Source organism: Amycolatopsis pittospori (genome assembly GCF_013870525.1).
Classification (GTDB): Bacteria; Actinomycetota; Actinomycetes; order Mycobacteriales; family Pseudonocardiaceae; genus Amycolatopsis; species Amycolatopsis pittospori.
Window position 1 is genome coordinate 49,919 of the sequence record NZ_JACBXD010000018.1, and the last position, 19,776, is coordinate 69,694.

At 68.7% G+C, this 19,776-nt stretch carries 17 protein-coding genes; 6 read left to right on the plus strand and 11 right to left on the minus strand.

Annotated features, from left to right (window positions below; all coding sequences use genetic code 11):
• Positions 1-600: a TetR/AcrR family transcriptional regulator gene (locus H5J31_RS13055; protein ID WP_181772793.1), complete on the plus strand. Its 600-nt coding sequence runs from the start codon at positions 1-3 to the stop codon at positions 598-600.
• Here the strand turns inward: H5J31_RS13055 and H5J31_RS13060 are convergent.
• From H5J31_RS13060 to H5J31_RS13075, 4 genes are all read right to left on the minus strand, one after another.
• Complete coding sequence (locus H5J31_RS13060) at positions 581-1,414, minus strand: bifunctional 5,10-methylenetetrahydrofolate dehydrogenase/5,10-methenyltetrahydrofolate cyclohydrolase (RefSeq protein ID WP_181772794.1); 834 nt, start codon at positions 1,412-1,414, stop codon at positions 581-583. The two genes, H5J31_RS13055 and H5J31_RS13060, sit on opposite strands and share 20 nt — an antisense overlap.
• The gene (locus tag H5J31_RS13065) at positions 1,411-2,034 is read right to left on the minus strand and encodes a cyclodeaminase/cyclohydrolase family protein (protein WP_181772795.1); all 624 of its coding nucleotides are present in this window, start codon (positions 2,032-2,034) and stop codon (positions 1,411-1,413) included. Before H5J31_RS13065 ends, H5J31_RS13060 begins: the two co-directional genes overlap by 4 nt.
• 124 nt (positions 2,035-2,158) lie before the next feature.
• The gene (locus H5J31_RS13070; RefSeq protein WP_181772796.1) at positions 2,159-2,989 is read right to left on the minus strand and encodes a peptidoglycan-binding protein; all 831 of its coding nucleotides are present in this window, start codon (positions 2,987-2,989) and stop codon (positions 2,159-2,161) included.
• A gap of 80 nt (positions 2,990-3,069) precedes the next feature.
• Entirely contained in the window at positions 3,070-4,035 is a 966-nt protein-coding gene (locus H5J31_RS13075; RefSeq protein WP_181772797.1) for a tetratricopeptide repeat protein, read from the minus strand.
• 110 nt (positions 4,036-4,145) lie between these two features.
• Here H5J31_RS13075 and H5J31_RS13080 point away from each other — a divergent pair, with 110 nt between their 5' ends.
• The 3 genes from H5J31_RS13080 (at position 4,146) to H5J31_RS13090 (ending at position 8,873) form a co-directional block, all read left to right on the plus strand.
• Positions 4,146-4,625 carry a hypothetical protein gene (locus H5J31_RS13080; RefSeq protein WP_236005008.1) on the plus strand — a complete coding sequence of 160 codons (480 nt, stop codon included), beginning with the start codon at positions 4,146-4,148 and terminating at the stop codon, positions 4,623-4,625.
• A 198-nt stretch (positions 4,626-4,823) separates the two neighbouring features.
• Positions 4,824-7,157: a chitobiase/beta-hexosaminidase C-terminal domain-containing protein gene (locus H5J31_RS13085; protein WP_181772798.1), complete on the plus strand. Its 2,334-nt coding sequence runs from the start codon at positions 4,824-4,826 to the stop codon at positions 7,155-7,157.
• A 393-nt stretch (positions 7,158-7,550) separates the two neighbouring features.
• A complete protein-coding gene (locus tag H5J31_RS13090; RefSeq protein ID WP_181772799.1) occupies positions 7,551-8,873 on the plus strand; it encodes an aldehyde dehydrogenase family protein in 1,323 nt (440 codons plus the stop codon).
• On the opposite strand, the gene H5J31_RS13095 is transcribed toward H5J31_RS13090, so the two are convergent.
• The 7 genes from H5J31_RS13095 to H5J31_RS13125 form a co-directional block, all read right to left on the minus strand.
• Positions 8,870-9,079: a putative acetyltransferase gene (locus H5J31_RS13095; protein ID WP_181772800.1), complete on the minus strand. Its 210-nt coding sequence runs from the start codon at positions 9,077-9,079 to the stop codon at positions 8,870-8,872. The genes H5J31_RS13090 and H5J31_RS13095 overlap by 4 nt on opposite strands.
• Positions 9,076-9,315, minus strand: a complete 240-nt coding sequence (locus tag H5J31_RS13100; protein ID WP_181772801.1) for a glutaredoxin family protein — start codon at positions 9,313-9,315, stop codon at positions 9,076-9,078. The genes H5J31_RS13095 and H5J31_RS13100 overlap by 4 nt, the downstream gene beginning before the upstream one ends.
• Positions 9,316-9,318: 3 nt before the next feature.
• On the minus strand, positions 9,319-12,207 hold the full coding sequence (locus H5J31_RS40420) for a helix-turn-helix transcriptional regulator (RefSeq protein WP_181772802.1): 2,889 nt from the start codon (positions 12,205-12,207) through the stop codon (positions 9,319-9,321).
• An 89-nt stretch (positions 12,208-12,296) separates the two neighbouring features.
• Entirely contained in the window at positions 12,297-12,491 is a 195-nt protein-coding gene (locus H5J31_RS13110) for a hypothetical protein (protein ID WP_181772803.1), read from the minus strand.
• A gap of 14 nt (positions 12,492-12,505) precedes the next feature.
• On the minus strand, positions 12,506-15,376 hold the full coding sequence (locus H5J31_RS13115; protein ID WP_328701470.1) for a type 2 lanthipeptide synthetase LanM family protein: 2,871 nt from the start codon (positions 15,374-15,376) through the stop codon (positions 12,506-12,508).
• A gap of 409 nt (positions 15,377-15,785) precedes the next feature.
• A complete protein-coding gene (locus H5J31_RS13120; protein ID WP_181772805.1) occupies positions 15,786-16,016 on the minus strand; it encodes a hypothetical protein in 231 nt (76 codons plus the stop codon).
• 781 nt (positions 16,017-16,797) lie between these two features.
• On the minus strand, positions 16,798-17,127 hold the full coding sequence (locus H5J31_RS13125) for a hypothetical protein (protein ID WP_181772806.1): 330 nt from the start codon (positions 17,125-17,127) through the stop codon (positions 16,798-16,800).
• Between the two features lie 440 nt (positions 17,128-17,567).
• Between H5J31_RS13125 and H5J31_RS13130 the strand changes: the two genes are divergently transcribed.
• Together H5J31_RS13130 and H5J31_RS13135 are read left to right on the plus strand one after the other, a co-directional pair.
• The gene (locus H5J31_RS13130; protein ID WP_181772807.1) at positions 17,568-18,890 is read left to right on the plus strand and encodes a M20/M25/M40 family metallo-hydrolase; all 1,323 of its coding nucleotides are present in this window, start codon (positions 17,568-17,570) and stop codon (positions 18,888-18,890) included.
• Entirely contained in the window at positions 18,890-19,768 is an 879-nt protein-coding gene (locus H5J31_RS13135; RefSeq protein ID WP_181772808.1) for an alpha/beta fold hydrolase, read from the plus strand. The genes H5J31_RS13130 and H5J31_RS13135 overlap by 1 nt, the downstream gene beginning before the upstream one ends.
• Positions 19,769-19,776: the final 8 nt, after the last annotated feature.

Below are 19,776 nucleotides of genomic sequence, written 5' to 3' on the forward strand. Positions count from 1 at the left end.
ATGCCCACCGGGGTAGCCCTGCGCGAAGTACGCGCGCAGCTGTTCGACGCCGCCGAGCGAGTCCTGCTGCGGGATGGGCCGAGCGGGCTCACCAGCCGCGCGGTCACCACGGAGGCGGACTGCGCGAAAGGCGTGCTGCACCGGCATTTCGCCGACTTCGACGCGTTCCTGGCCGAGTTCGTGCTGGACCGCGTCGAGAAAATGGACGAGAAGGCGGCCACCCTGAAGGACGCCGCCGGAACCGGCGACGTCGTCGAAAACCTGACCGAAACGCTGATCGCGGTGTTCGAGTCGGTCGCGGTCGCGATCGTCCCGCTCGTGATCTTCCGCGACGAACTGCGCGCCCGGTTACGCCGAGAATGGCCCGCCGGGGTCCCGGTGCTGACGCAGGCGGCGGTGATGATCGGCGGCTACCTCGCTGCCGAACGCGATCTCGGCAGGCTGGCCACGGACGCCGACGTCGACACGCTCGCGGCCACCCTCATCGGTGGCACGCACCTGCTGTTCGCCGATCGCACCGGTGCCGCGCCGGACGCGGCACAGGTGCGGAAGACGGTCACCGCCGTCGTCGGCTCCGGGGTCAGGCCTGCGCGGCCGTGACGGTGTGCAGCAGCAGCAACGACGTCGTGACCGGGCCGACGCCACCGGGAACCGGCGTGATCGAACCGGCGATCGCCTCGACCGCGGCCTGATCGACGTCGCCGACGAGGCCGCCTTCGGGCGTCGGGTTGGTGCCGACGTCGATCACCACGGCACCCGGCTTGACGTGGTCCGCGCCGATGAAGTGCGCACGGCCGACCGCGACCACCAGGACGTCCGCCGTCTTGGTGACCGCGGCGAGGTCCTTGGTGCGCGAGTGGCAGACGGTCACCGTCGCGTTCTCGGCGAGCAGCAGCAACGCGGCGGGCTTGCCGACCACGGTCGAGCGGCCCACGACGGCGACCTGGGCGCCGGAGAGGGCGACCTGCTCGCGCTTCAGGATCTCCAGTACCGCGGCGGCGGTGGCGGGCGCGTAGGTCGGCAGGCCCGCGGTGAGGCGGCCGAGGCTGACCGGGTTGGCGCCGTCGACGTCCTTGCGCGGGTCGATGTGCGCGCCGACGTCGTCGAGCGTGACGCCCTCGGGCAGCGGCGTCTGGCAGATGATGCCGTGGACCGACGGGTCCGCGGACAGCTTGTCGAGTTCCCGGGTGACGTCCTCGCCGCTCGGCTTCTCCAGCTGCACCACGCGGCAGTCGACGCCGACCTTCTTGGCGGCGCGTTCGATGGAGCGGACGTACCAGGCCGTGGCGTCGTCGTCGGTCGGCACGAGCACGGCCAGCGTCGGGGCGGTGCCCGCCTCGCGCAGCTTGGCGGCGGTCTCGGTGACCTCGGCGGTGATGGCGGCGGCGATCGCGCGCCCGTCGATCAGCGTCATCGGGCGATCCTTTCGCGGACCTGGGTGACGAGGGCGTCGGCGCGCCCGGCGGCGGGGGTGTACTCGGCGAGGCGGGCCTCGGTCTCCTTGCGGAGCTGCTCGTCGGACATCGACGCGAGGTTGACCTCGACGTTGACCACGGCCGATTCGAGTGCGGACTTGGCGGAGGAGGCCGCGACCGCGATGTCGGAGATGACGTTGGTGTTGGCGCCTTCGAGGATCGAGGCGGCGACATCGATGACGTCGGCCGCGAGGGCCGCCGTACGCAGCGGGACGTCGGCGGCGCCGACCAGGGCGGTCTGGATCGCGGCGCTGCGGGCCTGCTTCTCCTCGTCGGTCGACTTGGGGAGCTTGTACGCGGCGACCACCGCGTCGAAGGCGGCCGCGTCGTCGGCGGCGAGGCCGAGAGCGCGCTCACGGAGGTCCTCGGCGGTGCCGAGCGCCTCGGTCATGGCCGCTTCGTGCTCGGCGTACTTCGGCTTGCCGATGGTCAGGTTGCACACCATGGAGACCAGGGCGGCGCCCACCGCGGCGTTCATCGCGGCCGCCGCGCCACCACCGGGCGTCGAGGCCTTCGAAGCCAGCTCGTCGAGCCACTGACCGACCGGTTGAGCCTCCACGCGATGTTCCCTTCCCGCTGGTTTTGCCGTCGCGCCGAAGCCTACCCGGGGGTTCCCGGGCAGCCTGAAGGCCACCTTTCGCCGATGATCAAGATCGGCGGAAGGTGGCCTTCGGATCAGCGGATCACGCCCGCTGGTATTCCTCCCAAGTGAGCTTCGGCGAGACGGCGGGGCCGTCGTCCGAGCCGCGGCCGGCGAGGCCGTTGTACCCGAGGTAGTAGTCACCGGCCTGGTGCTGCGCACCGGACGAGAGGTCCGGATCGGACAGCGCGATGGCGTGGATGTGGTAGGCGAAGCCCTGGGCCGGGGTCCGGACCCAAGCGGCGAAGCCGACCTGACGCAGCTTCCGCGCGACGTCGGTCCTCGTCGCCGAAGACATCCCTTCCACGCCGATGTCCAGCGCGCCGCCGCCGTCGTGCGTACCGGCCGAAGCGCCGACGCCGCCGGGGTTGTACGACCCCTGGGTGATGGTGAGCTGCCTGCCGAGCAGACCCTCCGCCTTGACGAGCATCGCCTTGGTCCGGGTGTTCATCGTCTTGCCGTGGTAGGTCAGGCGGCTACCCGCCGAGACCGCCGCGGTGACGGTGTACCGGTCGGCGCCCAGCTTCTCCAGCGACGTCTTGCCCGGCAGCCCGGACGCGTCGATCCCGGTGTACCCCAGCGACTTCTGGTAGCTGGAGTAGGCCGTGATCGTCGACGTGCCGAAGTGGCCGTCGACGTACTGCTGGTCGAGCAGCCCTTTCGCGGCCAGCGCCTGCTCGACGAGCAGCACGCTGTCCTTGGCGCCCGGCGTCAGGGCACTGTCGGCCCGGCGCGGATCGATCTGCGCGGCCTTGAGCACCGCTTCCATACTGGCCGCGGGCAACGCGGCCACGGTCACTTCGGCGCTGGCCGGTGCGGCCACGCCGAAGGAGAACGCGGTCGCTGTCGCGAGCACGGCTACCTTGGTCAACAATTCCTGCCTCCTGGACGAACCGACGTTTGTCCGGCCAGCATGATCAGCACGAATACAAGGGCCGTACAAACGAAGTTTTCTCAGGTATCGGCCGGGCCGGCGAACCAGGTGACCACTTCGGACAGAGCCCGGCAATCGGGATCGTCGAGGTGTTTCGCGACTTCTTCTTCGAGCGGACGGAGCCTGTCCCTGGTCCGGGTGGATTCGAGCGTCCCGGCGGTTTCGAGGGCTTCGATTCCGACGGCCAGCGCTTGATCGGTGTCCCGGTCCAGGAGATGCCCGATCGCCAGCATGATGAGACACAGCGACCGGCTGCGCCGCATTTCCGGCCCATAGGCCCCGACCGCGTAGGTCAGCGTCGAGATCGCCAGGCCGACGTGCCGTCCGCCGTGGCACAAAGCGAGATCCGTGTGGATCGAACCGGCCATCGCGGAAACGTCGATCGCGGTGAAGAACCTCGCCCAATCGGGTGGCTCCACGTCACCCTTTTCAGCGAATTCGTCGCGGGCCCGATCGAGCAGTCCGACGGCGAGGTCCGCTTCGCCCTTCTTGGCATGGGCCCAGCCCTCGTTCGCGCTCAAGATGCTCGCGGCCAGCTTCGATCCCGACCGTGCCGCCGCCCGCCTGCCGAGCCGGAATTGGGTCAGCGCCTCGTCGGGAGCACCGTGGTGGAGATGTACCCGGCCCCGGCGGTAATGGATGTTCGCAGCCAATTCGTGGTCGCCGCCGTCGGCCGCGAAACCCAGCGCGAGCGCGAGATGGTGGTGCGCGCCGACCACCCGGCCGCTGTCGAAACAGGTCCATCCGGCGAGGTTGTGCAAATCGGCGACGGCGGAGAAAAGTCTCGGCCGCACCGCATCGGAGATCGACATTCCGAGCAACCGGTGCCCGTGGTGAAGTCGCGCCATGACGGCTTCGCGGCACATTCCGCCACCGCATCGGTAATCGACCGCGCGCAAGGCCTTGGTCTGCTTTTCCAGCGCCTCGACATCGTGGCTTTCCACCTGGGTGCGGAGACGGCGACCGCCGGCTTCAGGATCTGTCATGGTCGTTTACCCCTGACGTAACCCCAGAGCGATATCCCTGATTCAAAGCGTAACGCGACACGCGTGGCCGCGCACGGGTGTCGTTCCGGCGAGAACGGGTGGAAGCTGATATGACTTCCCGTGGACGCCGAAAGGTCGAGACCCCCATGGTGCTGAGTACTTCGCCACGCTCCCGAGCCCATCTCAGGCTGGTCTCACCGGCGGACGCGGGCACCGCGCCCCGATATGGCGGGGACGCCGACCGGCGGCTGGCCGCGATCCTCGCCGCCGAGGACGTGGCCGAGGAACACGGGCTGAGCGCGCATATCCGGACCACTTGCTACGTGCATCGATGCTGGGTGCACCAATGCATCTCCGATCCGCTGCACGTCCTGGTCGTGACCGGGCACCGCTGGTGTCGCCGGTGCGATCGCACGGTCGAGGTCGAAGTCGACGAGGCCGCCCCAGGGTCGGTCGAGCTCCACTGCGACGGCTGTGGCGTCCCGCCGGACACGGTCGCGAACCGGGAAGTGCTCCAGTCGTGCCGGACCAGCCTGAGTGCCATGCACGGCGGGGAAGCGTCGACGCTGTACGTCGTTCCCGACAGCTGATAATCACGCCGGATGGGCCGGACGGCGGAACCGCGTGGGCGGATCGGCCGAGTCCGGTGCTCCGTCGGCACCAGTCAGTGGTTTGGACCATCACTGTTACCGAAGCGTGATCTGGACATAACGCACGGACGGTTACTTTGTTGTGGCGCGCAACGAATTGCAACGCCCGTGAATTTCCAACGCCGGAGGTGTCACGACGTGAACCGGACCTTTGTGCAGCCCAAACGGCGGAAAGGGGTCCGCGGCGCGCTCGCCCTCGGCCTTTCCGCCCTGCTGATCGCCGCCGGACTCGGCGGGGCCACGGCTTCGGCCGTGGACTACAGCCAGACCGCCGCCTCGCTGAACGCGACGCAGGCGCAGTTCTCCTTCACGCCGGCGACGACCGCGCTGTACGTCGACATCCACTACACCGGCGTGCCCGGGCAGGGACAGCAGAACGTCCGCATGGTCAACAGCGGCGGGACCTGGCGGCACACCGTCGGTTCGCTGAGCGCCGGCACGGTGCTCGACTACTGGTTCACCTACGAGAAGAGCGGGCCGCAGTACGACACGCCGCACTTCGGCTACACGCACGGGGGCAGCGGCACGACGGTCGCCACGCCGACGTTCGACCCGCCCGGCGGGAGCTATCCCAGCGCCCGCACGGTGACGCTGTCGAGTGCGACCGCCGGCGCGACCATCCGGTACACAGTGGACGGTTCCACACCGACCGCGTCGTCCACTGTGTACTCCGGTCCCATCACGGTCTCGTCGTCGTCCACGATCTCCGCGATCGCGCTCAAATCCGGCTCGACGACCTCCCCGGTGGCGTCCGCGAGTTACACGATCGGGACGACGCAGGCGACCTGTCCGGTCCAGTCCGAGGTCCCGGACTTCGGGCCGAACGTGCGGATCTTCGACCCGGGCATGTCGGCGCAGTCGATCCAGACCCGGTTGGACGCGGACTTCAACCAGCAGAAGGACACGCTGACCGCGCAGTTCACCGAGCGCCGGTACGCGCACCTGTTCAAGCCCGGTGTGTACAACGGGATCCACGACGACGTCGGCTACTACACCTCTGTCGCCGGTCTCGGGCAGAACCCGGGCGATGTCGTGATCAACGGTGACGTGACCGTCGACGCCTTCAACGAGTCGGACAAGGGTGTGGCGCTGCAGAACTTCTGGCGCTCGACGGAGAACCTCGCCGTCGTCCCGAGCAGCGGCGCGACCCGCTGGGCCGTCGCGCAGGCCGCGCCGTTCCGCCGGATGGACATCCGCGGCGGGCTGAACCTCTTCCCGGCCAGCTACGGCTTCGCCAGTGGTGGTTACACGGCCGACAGCAAGGTTTCCGGCAAGACCGCGTCGATCTCGCAGCAGCAGTGGTACACCCGTGACAGCAGCTACGGCAGCTGGGAGGGCGGCGTCTGGAACATGGTCTTCTCCGGGACGAACGGTGCCCCGGCGAACACCTTCCCGAATCCGCCGGAGACGACGCTCGGCACCACGCCGGTGTCGCGCGACGTGCCGTACCTCTACATCGACGGTTCCGGCAAGTATCGGGTGTTCCAGCCTTCCTTGCGCACGAACGCTTCCGGGCCGAGCTGGGCCAACGGCGGCACGCCGGGCACGTCTCTGCCGATGAGTCAGTTCTACGTCGTCAAGGCGGGAGACACCGCGTCGTCGATCAACAACGCGCTTTCCCAGGGCTGCAACCTGTTCTTCACGCCCGGCGTCTACCACCTCAACCAGACGCTGAACGTGACCAAGGCGAACACCGTCGTCCTCGGCATCGGTTACCCGACGCTGGTGCCCGACAACGGCGTCGACGCGATGCGCGTCGCCGACGTGGACGGCGTCCGGCTCAAGGGCCTGCTCTTCGACGCCGGCACGACCAACTCGCAGTCGCTGCTCACGGTCGGCCCGGCAGGCTCGACGGCGAACCACTCGGCCAACCCGACGACCCTGCAGGACGTGTTCTTCCGGATCGGCGGCCAGATCGCGGGGAAGGCGACCAACAGCCTGATCGTCAACAGCCGCGACACGATCATCGACCACATCTGGGCCTGGCGGGCCGACCACGGCAACGCGGGCACCTACGGCTGGACGATCAACACCGGGGATACGGGCGTGGTCGTCAACGGCGACAACGTCCTGGCGACCGGTCTGTTCGTCGAGCACTACCAGAAGTACCAGGTGATCTGGAACGGCCAGAACGGCCGGACGATCTTCTTCCAGAACGAGATCCCTTACGACGTCCCGGATCAAGCGGGCTGGAAGAGTCCGAACGGGCTCAACGGGTACGCCGCCTACAAGGTGGGGGACAACGTGACCTCACATGAGGCGTGGGGCCTGGGCAGTTACTGCTTCTTCAACGACAACCCGGCGGTGAACCTGTACCACGCGTTCGAGGTGCCGAACCGCTCCGGCGTCCGGTTCCACAATCTCGTGACGGTCTCGCTGAACTACAAGGGGACCATCACCCACGTGATCAACGACGCGGGGGCGGTGACCCCGCCGGGGACGACGCCGAGCAACCTCGTCAGCTACCCGTAGGTCGACCCACCTGCGCGTCGTCGTGAAGTCCGTGAAGGCCTCCTTGAGGGACCCTGGGTCCCTCAAGGAGGCCTTCACGGACTTCGGCGATCGGCACGTTTGCGCCACCTGTGTCGGCGGTCGCGGCCTCAGGGGGCGTGCGTGAGGGTGGGGCGAACGGGTCGTGTCGCGGGGGCTGAGGTGAAGGGCGCTTCGTCGCGTGGCCCCGTGAGCTCTGCCGGGCAAGAGGTGTTGCGAAAGGCACTTTCGCAACCATCAGTGTTGCGAAAGTGCCTTTCGCAACACCTCCCTCAGCGCGGACCGTGCCGGCCATGACCGGTCCAGTGAGCTGTATAACGCCCTATACCGCTGGGCGTCAGGCGACGATACCGGGGAGCGGTTAGGCTCCGACTCATGATCAGCAGTGATGCCCCCACGGACCTCGACGCCGCAGCCGTAGTCGGTGACCTGCGCGAACTCTTCCGTTCCGGCGTCACGAAGCCGGTGGCCTGGCGGCGGACGCAGCTGATGGGGCTGCGCTCGCTGTTGTCCGAGCAGGCCGACGTCTTCCTCAAGGCGCTGTATGCCGACCTCCGCAAGAACGCCGTCGAGGCCAAGCGCGCGGAGATCGCGCTCGTGCGCAACGAGCTCGATCACACGCTGGAGAACCTCGACTCCTGGCTGAACCCGGAGCCCGCCGACATCCCCGGGCCACTGCGCCCGGGGGACGGCCGCGTCGTGCGTGAGCCGCTGGGCGTCGCGTTGATCATCGGGCCCTGGAACTATCCGCTGCAGCTGGTGCTCGCACCGCTCGTCGGGGCACTGGCGGCGGGCAACTGCGCGGTCGTGAAGCCGAGCGAGCTGTCGCCGAACACTTCGGCCGCGATCGCCGAGCACCTGCCGAACTACGTCGAAGGCGTCCGCGTCGTCCAGGGCGCCGTGCCCGAGACTACGGCGTTGCTGGAGCAGAAGTTCGACACGATCTTCTACACCGGCAATGGCGCCGTCGGCCGGATCGTGATGACAGCGGCGGCGAAGCATCTGACGCCGGTCACGCTCGAACTGGGCGGGAAGAGCCCGGCGATCGTCGAGCCGGGCGCGGATCTCGCCGTGACCGCGCAACGGCTCGCGTACGGCAAGTTCGCCAACGCCGGCCAGACCTGCGTGGCTCCCGACTACGTCCTCGCGATCGGCGGCACCGGCCCGGAACTGGTGGGACACCTCGCCGAGACGGTCACCGGGATGTTCGGTGAGGACCCGGCGACCAGCGACTCCTACGGCCGCATCATCTCGACGCGCCACTACGACCGGCTCGCCGCCCTGCTGGACAACGGAACCGTGGCTCTCGGCGGCGAGAGCGACCGCGACGAGAAGTACATCGCGCCCACCGTGCTCACCGACGTCGATCCGGACGCGCCGGTCATGCGTGACGAGATCTTCGGGCCGATCCTGCCGATCATCGAGGTCCCCGACGTCGACGCGGCGCTGGAGTTCGTCAACGAACGCGACAAGCCGCTGGCGCTCTACGCCTTCACGGAGTCGGACGAGACCAAACGCCGGATCGAGACGGAGACGTCGTCCGGCGGGCTGGTGTTCGGGGCGGCGATCATCCACCTCGCGGCGCCGGACCTGCCGTTCGGCGGGGTCGGCGAGAGCGGGATGGGGCGCTACCACGGCCGCTATTCGATCGACAACTTCAGTCACGTGAAGGCCGTGCTGGACAAGCCACTCGCCTAAGCCAGCGGACGCCGTGCCGGTGGAGGCGGAACCGTCTTCGCCAGCACGATCTCCGCCAGCCGGATCGTCGCGAGACCGCGTTTGGTCTCCACGGTGCATTCCGCGTCGTCGCGGGAGCGCAGGTAGCCGAGTGCGTCGGTGAAGCCGCCCTCGATCCGGTACCGCACGACGACCCTCGTGCCGACCGGGACGTCGGGGAGCGTCATCGGTTCAGGTGCGCGGTGAGCTCGTCGTCGCTCGGCTCGACCAGGTGGGTACCGTCCGGCCAGACGATGGTCGGGATCCGCCGTTCGCCGTTCTGCAGGGCGCGCACGGTCTCCTCGGCGCCGGAATCCGCCTCGACGTCCAGGTAGTCGTACTCGACACCCTTGGTGTCCAGCAGGGCGCGGCTGCGCTTCACGTCGGGGCACCAGCTCGCGCCGTACACGATGAGATCGCTCATGGATCACAGCATGCCAGGCCGTGATCCCGCCGCGTGTTCGGCGAGGGCGGAACGGTCGGCGAGGCCGGTCTTGGTGAGCAGGCTCGCGACGTGCTTCTCGACCGTCCTGGGCGAGATGTGCAGCCGCTGCCCGATGTCCTTGTTCCCCATCCGCTCGGCGAGCAGCACCAGGACCTCGTACTCGCGGACGGTGACGCCGGACGCGCGCAGGTCGCCGGGCACCCGGTCGACGCCGGCCCGGCGCTGACGGACGGGTGAGCCGAGCTTGCGGAGCAGGCTCCGACAAGCACCGGCGACGGCCTGGATGTCCCTGCTGTGGAAGTACTCTTCGGCCTCGTTGAGCCAGCCCGCCGGATCGCCCCAGCCGTCGGCCGCGGCCGGTTCGGCGATCAGGCGGAGCCCGAGATGACGGGCCAGGGGATAGGGTGCGGACGTCTCCAACGCGGCGGCGACCGCTCGTCCGGCTTCCGCCGCGTCACCGCGTCTGCCGTGCTCGACGGCGTGCGCGAGCTCCACGAACTGGCGGTTCCAGCGCATTCCGACCACCGCCGACCCGGCCTCCGGGCAGGCGGCGCCGCCCAGGGTGTCCACGAGTGTCCTCAGACCGTGCTGACCGGCGAGATGGAACCGGCTCGGCCGTTGTTCCTCGAGTTCGGTCACCTGCCCGAGTTCCCGGCGCGCCCGGTCGAAGTCCTCCTCCAGCAGCGAGCAGAACACCCGCCCGAGCCCGATGCTCAGCACCATCTCCTGGGCGTTCTCGCCGCCGATCTCCCGGAAGTCCTCCAGCGCCTGCTCCATCGCCGGGCGATCCGCGCGGTGCCCGGCGGACATCGCCCTGGTCATATGCGCGTACTGCAGTAACGCGGTCAGCCGGAGCCTGCCGAGTACGGCCAGGTTCTCCTCCAGCAGCGCGTGCGCGGTGTCGAAGTCGCACCGCAGGATCGCGTGCATGGTGCGCACGGAATCGACCGCGCAGTGCAGCGTGATCGACCCGGTCCGCTGGGCGTCGGCGCGGGCGAGCAGCAGGGTCTGCTCGTCACCGTTCATCAGCACGCGATGGCCGCCGAGCCGGACCAGCGCCTGGGTGCGGAGGTGATGCAGCTGGTTGTCCTCGGCGGTCCGCCGCGCGAGTTGCATGTAATGCTCGGATTCGGTGAGGTCCCGCGACAGCGCCAGCATGCCGAGCACCTGCAGCGCCTGGCAGACGACGAACGGCTGCCCGGTCTCCTCGGCCACCTTCCACGACTGTCGCGCGAGCCGTTCCGCCTTCCCAGCACGGCCGGGGACGTCGAGCCAGAGATTCGCTTCGACCGCGTCGACAGCGGCCTGTTGCGCCGGTGAGATCGCCGAACCCAGGGGAGCGCGGGCGCGTTCGATCTGGCCGAGGCATTCGTCGTGCCGCCCGGCGATGTACGCGGCCCACGCGAGCTGGGTGTGCAGTTTGGCCGCGCGTTCCAGTGTCCCGATCTCGCCGAACCCGGCGGAAAGCTCGACGGCTCGGTCGAACTGGCCGATCTGTCCCAGCGCGTACAGCAGGGTCTCCAGCACCTCCGCCCGGTTCCCGGCATCGGCACCTGAGAGCAGGTCGACGGCCTTGGTGAGCATCGTGACGGCGGAGTCGGCCGCTCCCGCGTCGAGTGCGCGCCGTCCGGTTTCGGCGAACAGCCGTCCGGCCGCCTGCTCGTCCAGCGCGGTCAGCCGGAGCGACGCGCCGAGCGCGCACAGGTCGCCGGGCAGGCCCGGATAAAGCTTCTCGACGGCGTCCGCGGCCTGACGCGCGAGTGCCGCCTTCCGGGCCGGGACCTGTCGCTCCAGCAACGCTTCCGCGGTCAGCGGATGCCTGAAGGCGTACCAGCCCGGGGTCGTTTCGTCGGTGGTCACCAGGTTCGCCGACACCGCGGCGGTCAGGTGGTTGTGCAGGGTCCGGTCGTTCATCCCGGTGACGGTCTGCACCACCGAGAGTGGAAAACGGCGGCCGATGATCGCGGCGACCGACAGGAGTTCACCCGCCTGCTCGCCCAGTTGCTCCATCCGGGCGCCGATACTCGTCACCAGTGCGGCGGGAACGCGGGCGCGGAGTTCGCCGATCACGCGCCAGCCGTCGCGGCCCTCGACCAGCAGGCCGTCGTTCACCATTCCGTGGAGCAACTCCTCGACGATGAACGGCAGGCCCGCGCTGTTGCGCCACAACAACTCCGCCGCGGCCGCGGGCAGGTGCTCAGGTTCGGTCTCCAGGCAGGCGGCGGCGAGCTTCCGGGTGTCGGAGAGGCCGAGGCGGTCGAGTTCGAGGACTGTGCAGCTCATCCGCTGCGCGCCGGAGGTCGCCAGACGGAGCGCGTCGGACGGCTCGTTGCGCAGGGTGCCGACGAGCAGGGTGTGCGCCGCGGACAGGTTGTCGACGAGGTATTCGAGGATGAACAGCGTTTCGGCGTCGGCGTCCTGAAGATCGTCGAGGACCAGGAGCGCGCCGGTGTCGCGGCTGGTGACGGCCAGCAGCCGGTACACGGCCTCGGCGAGGACCATCAGGGAACCGGATTCCCGCGGGCGGTCGCCTTGGCTCCAGTCGGGGATGAGCTGGGCGAGTACGGGGACGAACGGGTCGAGTTCGGCGGCCCGCGGCGGTCCACCGCCGCGGAAGTGCGAAAGCAGCGCCTGGGTCAACGGCCGGAAAGGGACCAAAGGGCCGATCGAACTCGCCCTGCCCTGCAGCACCGGGATGTCCGCGGCGACCGCGCGGGACGCGGCTTCGATGGCGAGGCGGGACTTGCCGATGCCGCCTTCGCCCACGAGAAAGAGCGCGCCGCCGCGACCGGCGATGGCGCGATCGAGAGCTCCGGAGAGCTCGGCCAGTTCGGCGTCGCGGCCGATCACCCGCGACGAACGGATCCCCACCGCCGAGACTATAGCGAGCGAAATCCCCTGCTATGGCGAAGAGTTGATCACGAAGGCGGGCATTCGGGTCCCGCCTTCGTGAGCCTGTCTCAGATCCAGCCGCCGGTGAAGACGCTGACCACGGACGGCGAGTTGGGGTCGCCGGACAGGGTGGCGAGCGGGTTGGCGCTCAGCCGGGGCTTGCCGCCCGCCAGAGCGTGGTTGCGCGAACCGACTTCGAGGGCTCGGGGCAGGGTCACGGCGCCGAGCGCGTCTTCGGTGGCGGACAGATCTCTTTCGTACATTTCGGTGTATCTCCTCATACTCGGTTCGCCGGCGGGACGACGGTCGCCGCCGGATGCGGACGGTCGGGACGGAGCAGTAGCGCGGACGGGACCCGGTCGCCGAATCCCAGCCGCAGCAGGCTGTACCCGATGCCCGCCAGGCCACTCAGCAGCCCGGGGGCGGGAACCGCGCCGGGGGTCCCGCAGCGCGCGCCGCGCTGATCGATGGCGGCGAGCAGGTGACCGGTCCGGCGCCGTACCGCGGCGGCGGCGCCAGTGTGCCCGTTCTCCGCCAGCACGCACAACACTTCGATGATCCCGGTTTCGCCGTGGCACATACTGAGATCTTTCAGGGGTGCCCCGTCGGACAGTCGTTTCACGGTGCGGTCCAGTTCCAGGGCGTACGCGGGATCCGGCAGGTGGGCGGCTTGGCCGAGAGCCGTTCCCGCGAGACCGGCGCACCAGCCGCCGGTGCTTTCCGCCCCGCCGTCCGCCTTTTCGGGCATTTCTTCGCCGGTCCGGTCGTGTGCCCGCAGGACCCAGTCGATTCCTGACGAACCGCGCGCGAATCCCGTCCCTTGTGGACGTTCGCGGGCGAGCAGCTGTTCGGTGTAGCGGTCGGCGCGTGCCAGCGAGGTGTCCAGTCCTGTTTGGACATACACCGAACGCATCGAGGCGACGCCGCCCGCTAGTCCGGTCGTGAACCCGGACGGCGTCTCGGCGGTGGCTTCGGGCATGAGATCGACGGCCTGCTCGATGAGATCTCCGGCGGGAAGCCCGACCAGGGTGCTGAGGCGGGCGATCGTGTACGCGACACCGCCGAGGCCGAGGAGTCCGCCGCAGCCGGCCGTCGCGGCGAGGTCACTGTCGGCCCGGAGAGTGGCGAAGAGCCCGGGCAAGGGTGTGATCGCGTATGCGGCCAGGTCGCGGTAGCGCGCGATCCCGGTCAGTTCGGCCAGTTGGGCGAGGAACAGCGCGACACCGCAGTAGCCCTCCCCGAGCCCGGCACCCATGGGCAGCACGGTCCAGTAGCGGTCGTCGACGAGTTCGATCCCGAGCCAGTTCGAGCGGCGTTCGTCGGAGAAGGCGTTGGCGACGATGTGGTCGGCGATGCCGCAAGCGGTGAGCAGCAGCCGTTCCGCGTCGGGGGCCTGGTTCGGCACCGCCGTCTCCGCGGTCTCGCCGCCGCCGTCGTGTCCGGTGGCCGCCGTGCTGATGGCGAGCGTCGCCGAGATCAGCCATTCCTGATCGCGCTGGTCGAGGGGGTCCATCTCGGCGACCTTCGCCAGCACCGTGTCCAGCGATGGCCGGTCCACGACGCCTTCGACGCTCTCGCCGCGGGAATCCAGCAGCGACGTCGATCCGGGGTTCGACGTGAACATCGGGACGTCGCCCTCCCAGAGATCGTCCCGCTCGTGTGGCACGAGCCGGAGGAGCTTCTCTTCGCCCGCCGAATCCTCTTCGAGCAGGTCGAACGCGCGGTCGCGGTCGGCGGCGTCGCGGAGGAGATCCGGATGCGTGGTCTCGTCCAGCAGGCGGAAGTAGAAGTTCGTCGGCCGGATGAGGACCCGGATGGGATCTTCCGCGCACCGCCGGAGGTGTTCGGCGAGTTCCTCCCGCGCGGTGGAGATCGCGTCGTAGCCGAGGCGGAAGCCCGCCAGCAGCGCCGCGCTGTGCTCGGCCGGAGCGATGTCGCGGCCGTCGAGGCGCGGAAGGTTGTTGCCGCCCGCGAGTTCGCCGGGCACGCGGACCAGCCGCATCCGGTCGGTGCCGGGTTCGGCCCAGTCGACCCGGTCGGTGGGCAGCCTGCCGCCGCGGCCGGCGAGCCCGGAGATGTCGACGGCGCCGTGCTCCCCGGCGAACAACTGGGGGAGCAGCAGCGTGCGCTGGACCGAACGCGCCAGCATCGCCGCCGCCGGGTCGCCGTCCTGGGGCTCGGCGGGCGAGGGCTGGAAGAGCGTCTCGATGTCGATCAGCACCGGCTGGTCGCCGCTCGCGATGATGTTCTCGTAGTGGACGTCGGTGGCGTCGAGTGCGTGCAGCAGCGCCAGCAGGATGCCCTGGCGACGGTAGAAGCGGTCGACGTCGGCGATGTCGGCGCACGGCCGGTGCTCGACGAACCGGAGCCAGCCATAGCCGTCGCGCAGCAACGCGTCGGCGGTCCGCAGTTCGAGGCCCGGCAGTCGCTTGTTGAGCCGCTCGACGACGTCGGTGAAGCGATCGTGCAGGACGAGGGGGCGCGGTTTGTAGATCACCTTGGCGCCGCTGGAGAACAGGAGCAGTTTGACCGAGCGTCCCCGCGCGTGGGAGTCGCCGATCCCGCCCGCCACCTCGACGAGCGTGCCGAGTTCGCCGTCCACGACCGAACAAGGGAGCGCGACGGCGTCTTCGGAGAAGCGGGCCAGCATCTCGGCGTGGGCCTCGGCGGCGTGCCGGCAGGCCTGGGCGACAAGCCGGGCGAGCACCGGGTACTCGCTGAACAGCCGGACGAGCCCGGCGGGCGTGGACTGCTGCCGCACGAAGTCCGCGAAGCGCTCTTCGGACGTCTCGCCCTGAAGGACGTTCGCTTTGCGGGCACGGTGGAGTTCGAGGACCAGCGTGCGCACCGAGAGCTTGAGCAGGTGTTGGTCGAGTTGAGCCGCGAAACCCGAGCGAAGCGCGTCGACGTCGACGCCTGCGACGTCCTCCGGGACCGCGTCGCGGCACGCGGCGTCGACGAACGACCTGAAGACCCCGGCGAACTCGACACGCCAGTCACCGACTGGGGGGCGCCCCGGCAGAGGCGTCGTGACAGCGTGTTCGACGAAGTCCGCCCATACGGGCTTGTCCGCCTTCCGTTCGCGCGGGGTCTGGCCGTGCACCCACCAGTCCAGCGGCAGGGACGTCGCCGGTACAGGGAGCGTCACGTCGTCCATGCTGTCAGGACGTGACGGCGCGCACATGGGGGCCGGACCCCCACATTCAGCGCACGCACGAAGATGCCCGGAGAGTGACGATCGTGCTTCGCCAGGTACATGAAGGCCCCCTTCCTTGCGTCTAGCGCAAGGAAGGGGGCCATCACGTACTTCCGGCACCCAGGGCGTCGGTGCCCCCAGAACCGCCCTAACCACCTGAATATGGGGTCCTGGCACCCATGCGCGGGACCGGTCCCGGACCGACCATGGTCGAGTGGCGGGACCGAGGACCGCGGCGGCCGCAGGGGGACCGCCACGGCGTCGGGCGCGGGCCGGTTCTGGGGGTCCGGCCCGCGCCGCCGGAGTGGGCCGCTACACGCCGTCCACCATCCGGCGATGCCGGGTCGGCGCTACCGACGGGCTACTTCTTGATGTAGAGAACCCACGAAAAGTTCTGCGGGTCGCAGAAGTAGGCCGACCAGCGGCGCGCTTCCTTGCCGGAGTGGCCGGCGAGCAGGCAGTCGCCCTCTGTCGACCAGCTGGACTCGGGGTAGTACCTCGGGTCGACGCCGGCGCTGGCGGGCTGCGCGAACGCGATCGTTGACGCCAGTGCGCCCATGACGGCGGCGGCCGCCGCGATCTTCTTCTTCACCTGTGTATCCCCAGTTCTTACTTGGAACATGTGCGCGCACAAGTAATCATGGAACGGGCGCGCTTGTCCGCCGAACGGGTAAATTCAACAAGTTGTTGACGGCCGGGCCCGTCCGTCCGGTGGTGACCCGCCGACGAACAACGGATGCGGCACCAGCCGCCCACCACGCGGTGGCGACGAGAACCGGCACCTATTCACCCGACGACCACTGCCTCGACTTCGCCGTCTGCTACACCCTCCCAAAGTGACGACCGTGCTTCCACGCTGACCTGCGACAACGGTCGGTCACCTCCGGGTCACATCCAGCAGAGCCGGTATCCGCCGAAAGAGTGATCGCGGCCGGCCACGTTGGCCGAATTCCCTGCCTTGATAGCCCGTTTCAGGCCGTCTTGAAAGGGCTCGACAGCAAATCGTCCCCCATGTAATCGTCCTATCGTGAAAACTGGGCACAAGAATGTGTGGCCATCGTCGCCGGACTGGTCGGCATCGCCACCCTGATCGGCTTGGGCGGCGCTTCGGCCGTGCCGCAACCCGATGCCGCGTGACCATGCCCAAGAGTCACGAGTGCGGCAAACGCCTAAATATCCTCGTCACACTGTATACAGACAATGACTGCAAAGGTCACTGGGAGATGTGACTTGGCTACCCAGTCGTGGTGCAACGACGTGACGTTGTACCACTGAGTCGGACGTGATCCGGGCGGTGGCACCTATCGACTGAGGTGTCTTGGCACCGAAATCTCCGGGTGGGAAATGCTGCCGGGATGGGCGCGGAGTTCGGTTCAGATCTTGATCGAGTAGTCGTGCCGCGAGCCACTGGGGCTCTTGATCTCGGACTGCTGCTTGCCGACGATGTAGCACTGCACGTTGCTCGGGCCATCGGTCACCCAGGCGGAACCTCCGCAACTGGTCCCGTAGACGTAGTACTCCACACGCTCGTTCGGGCCGTTGATCGCGTCGAACCTCACCGTGAACCAGCGCCCCGAACCGCCGTCGATCATCCGGAAGCAGGACGGGACGTTGTAACAATCCTGGGCATTGGCCGTGCCGCCGGTCAGCAACATGGCCGCGGCGATTCCGGCGACCCCGGCGACGATACTGATCTTTCGCATGGATTCTCTCTCCTGTTCGAGCTTTCCCCGATCAGTTCTTTCTACCAGCGGAGCCCGTGCTCGGTGCAAGCCATTCACGAATAACTGAAACCGCTTTCCGTGACTCCCGTTGAACGGCCACTCGTCCCGGGGTCGGTAGTCGACGAGGAAGTTGGGCGAACAATTGTGAGGGCCGGTTACGTGGATACGGCGGGAGCTCCTGTGCGGCATTCAACGTCCTATTGTCACAGGATCGCCTTCGACGGCGGCGTATGCCATTCAAAGGGAGAATCAGCGTGGAAGTCGACTCTTCAGGCGGCTTGCGGCGTGCTGTTCGTGTGCCGACGGTGGCGCTGGTGTGGCTGCCCGCCTGTGGTGGTGTGGCCGGGAGTGGGTCTTCCCACGTGTCCAGGCGGCGGTCGACACAGGTCGGCACGCTCCACCAATGGTAGGAATGCCTGGTGACCGAACCGAATCTGATCGAAGCCGCCGCCGAAGAGGCAGTCACCCTCACCAGTGAACTGATCCGCATCGACACCACCAACACGGGTGATCCCGACACGCTGGTCGGTGAACGCGCCGCGGCGGAGTACGTGGCCGAGAAGCTCACCGACGCGGGCTACGAGATCACCTATGTCGAGTCGGGTGGGAAGAACCGCCACAACGTCATCGTCCGGCTGGCGGGCGCGGATCCGTCGCGGGGAGCGCTCCTGATCCACGGTCATCTCGACGCCGTCCCCGCCGACGCCTCCGAGTGGTCGGTGCATCCGTTCTCCGGCGCGATCCAGGACGACTACGTCTGGGGTCGCGGTGCTGTCGACATGAAGGACATGTGCGCGATGACGCTCGCGCTGGCCCGCCACTACAAGATCAACGGCATCGTGCCGCCGCGCGACCTCGTCTTCGCGTTCCTCGCCGACGAGGAAGCGGGCGGAAAGTACGGCGCGCAATGGCTGGTCGAGAACCGGCCCGAGCTGTTCGAGGGTGTCACCGAGGCGATCAGCGAGGTCGGCGGTTTCTCGATCACCCTGAAGGACAACGTCCGCGCGTACCTCATCGAGACGGCGGAAAAGGGCATCCGCTGGATGAAGCTGCGTGTGCGCGGCACCGCCGGCCACGGCTCGATGATCCACCGCGACAACGCCGTCACCAAGCTTTCCGAGGCCGTCGCGAGGCTCGGCAACCACCGGTTCCCGCTGGTCATGACCGACTCCGTTCGCGAATTCCTGGACGGCGTCACCGAGATCACCGGCTGGGACTTCCCCGAGGACGACATCGAGGGTTCCGTCGCCAAACTCGGCAACATCTCGCGGATGATCGGCGCGACGCTGCGTGACACGGCCAACCCGACGATGCTCACCGCGGGCTACAAGTCGAACGTCATCCCGTCGGTCGCCGAGGCGTCGGTCGACTGCCGGATCCTGCCCGGACGGCTCGAAGCGTTCAACGCCGAACTGGAGGAGATCCTCGGGCCGGACATCGAGAAGGAGTGGATGGAACTGCCGCCGGTCGAGACGACCTTCGACGGCGCGCTCGTCGACGCGATGACCAACGCGGTCCTTGCCGAGGACCCGGGCGCTCGCACGCTCCCGTACATGCTTTCGGGCGGTACGGACGCGAAGTCGTTCCAGTCGCTCGGGATCCGGAACTTCGGTTTCGCCCCGCTGCAGCTGCCCGCGGACCTCGACTTCTCGGCCCTGTTCCACGGCGTCGACGAACGCGTCCCGGTCGACGCGCTGAAGTTCGGCGTGCGCGTGCTCGACCGCTTCCTGCGCTCGTCCTGATGCCCGGTTTCCTGGCGGCCGACGGAACACCCCTGCATTTCGAACGCTGGGGTGACCCGTCGGCGCCGGTGACCGTGGTACTCCTGCACGGTTACGCCCTCGACAGGCGGAGCTGGCGCGCCGTCGCGCCGGTGCTGGCCGACGCCGCGGAGGAGCCGCTCGCGGTGCTGGCCTACGACCAGCGCGGCCACGGCGAGTCCGGCGACGTCCGACCCGCGTCGGCGACCATGGGGCATCTCGCCGACGACCTGGCCGAGGTCCTGGAGAAGGTGGCCCCCGAAGGGCGGGTCGTGCTGGTCGGGCACGACATGGGCGGTCTCGCGATCCTTTCGCTCGCCCAGCGGCATCCGGACGTCTTCGAGGCCAGGGTGGCGGGGATCGGCCTGCTCGCCATGTCGGCGGGCGGCGTCACCCCGGACGCGATCTGGCCGAACGCGCTCGGAAAACTCGGCCGCGACCTGGAGATGGTCTTCGGGACGAAGCTGATCGGCCTGGTGCGGGAGCACACCAGCAAGGCGGTCACGGCCGGACTGCGCTGGTGGCTCTTCGGCGACGACCCGGTGCCCGGCGATGTCGAACTGACCGTACGGATGATCCGCGGCAACTGGCCGCAGACGGTGTCGGCGTTCCGCCCGGCGCTGGACGCCTATACGCGGGAATCGGCGCTGTCGCAGGTCGGTGCCGTGCCGGTGACCGCGATCGTGGGGGAGCGGGACAAACTGGTGCCCACGGCCGACGTCGAAGAACTGGCCGGCGCGGTGGAGAACGGAACGGCTTTGGTGCTGCCCGGGGTCGGGCACGTCGTCCCGCTGGAGGCCGCGCCGCAGGTCGTTCCGCGCCTGCTCGCCTTGGCGAACCGGGCTCGCCGACAAGCGTAACTTCCTTG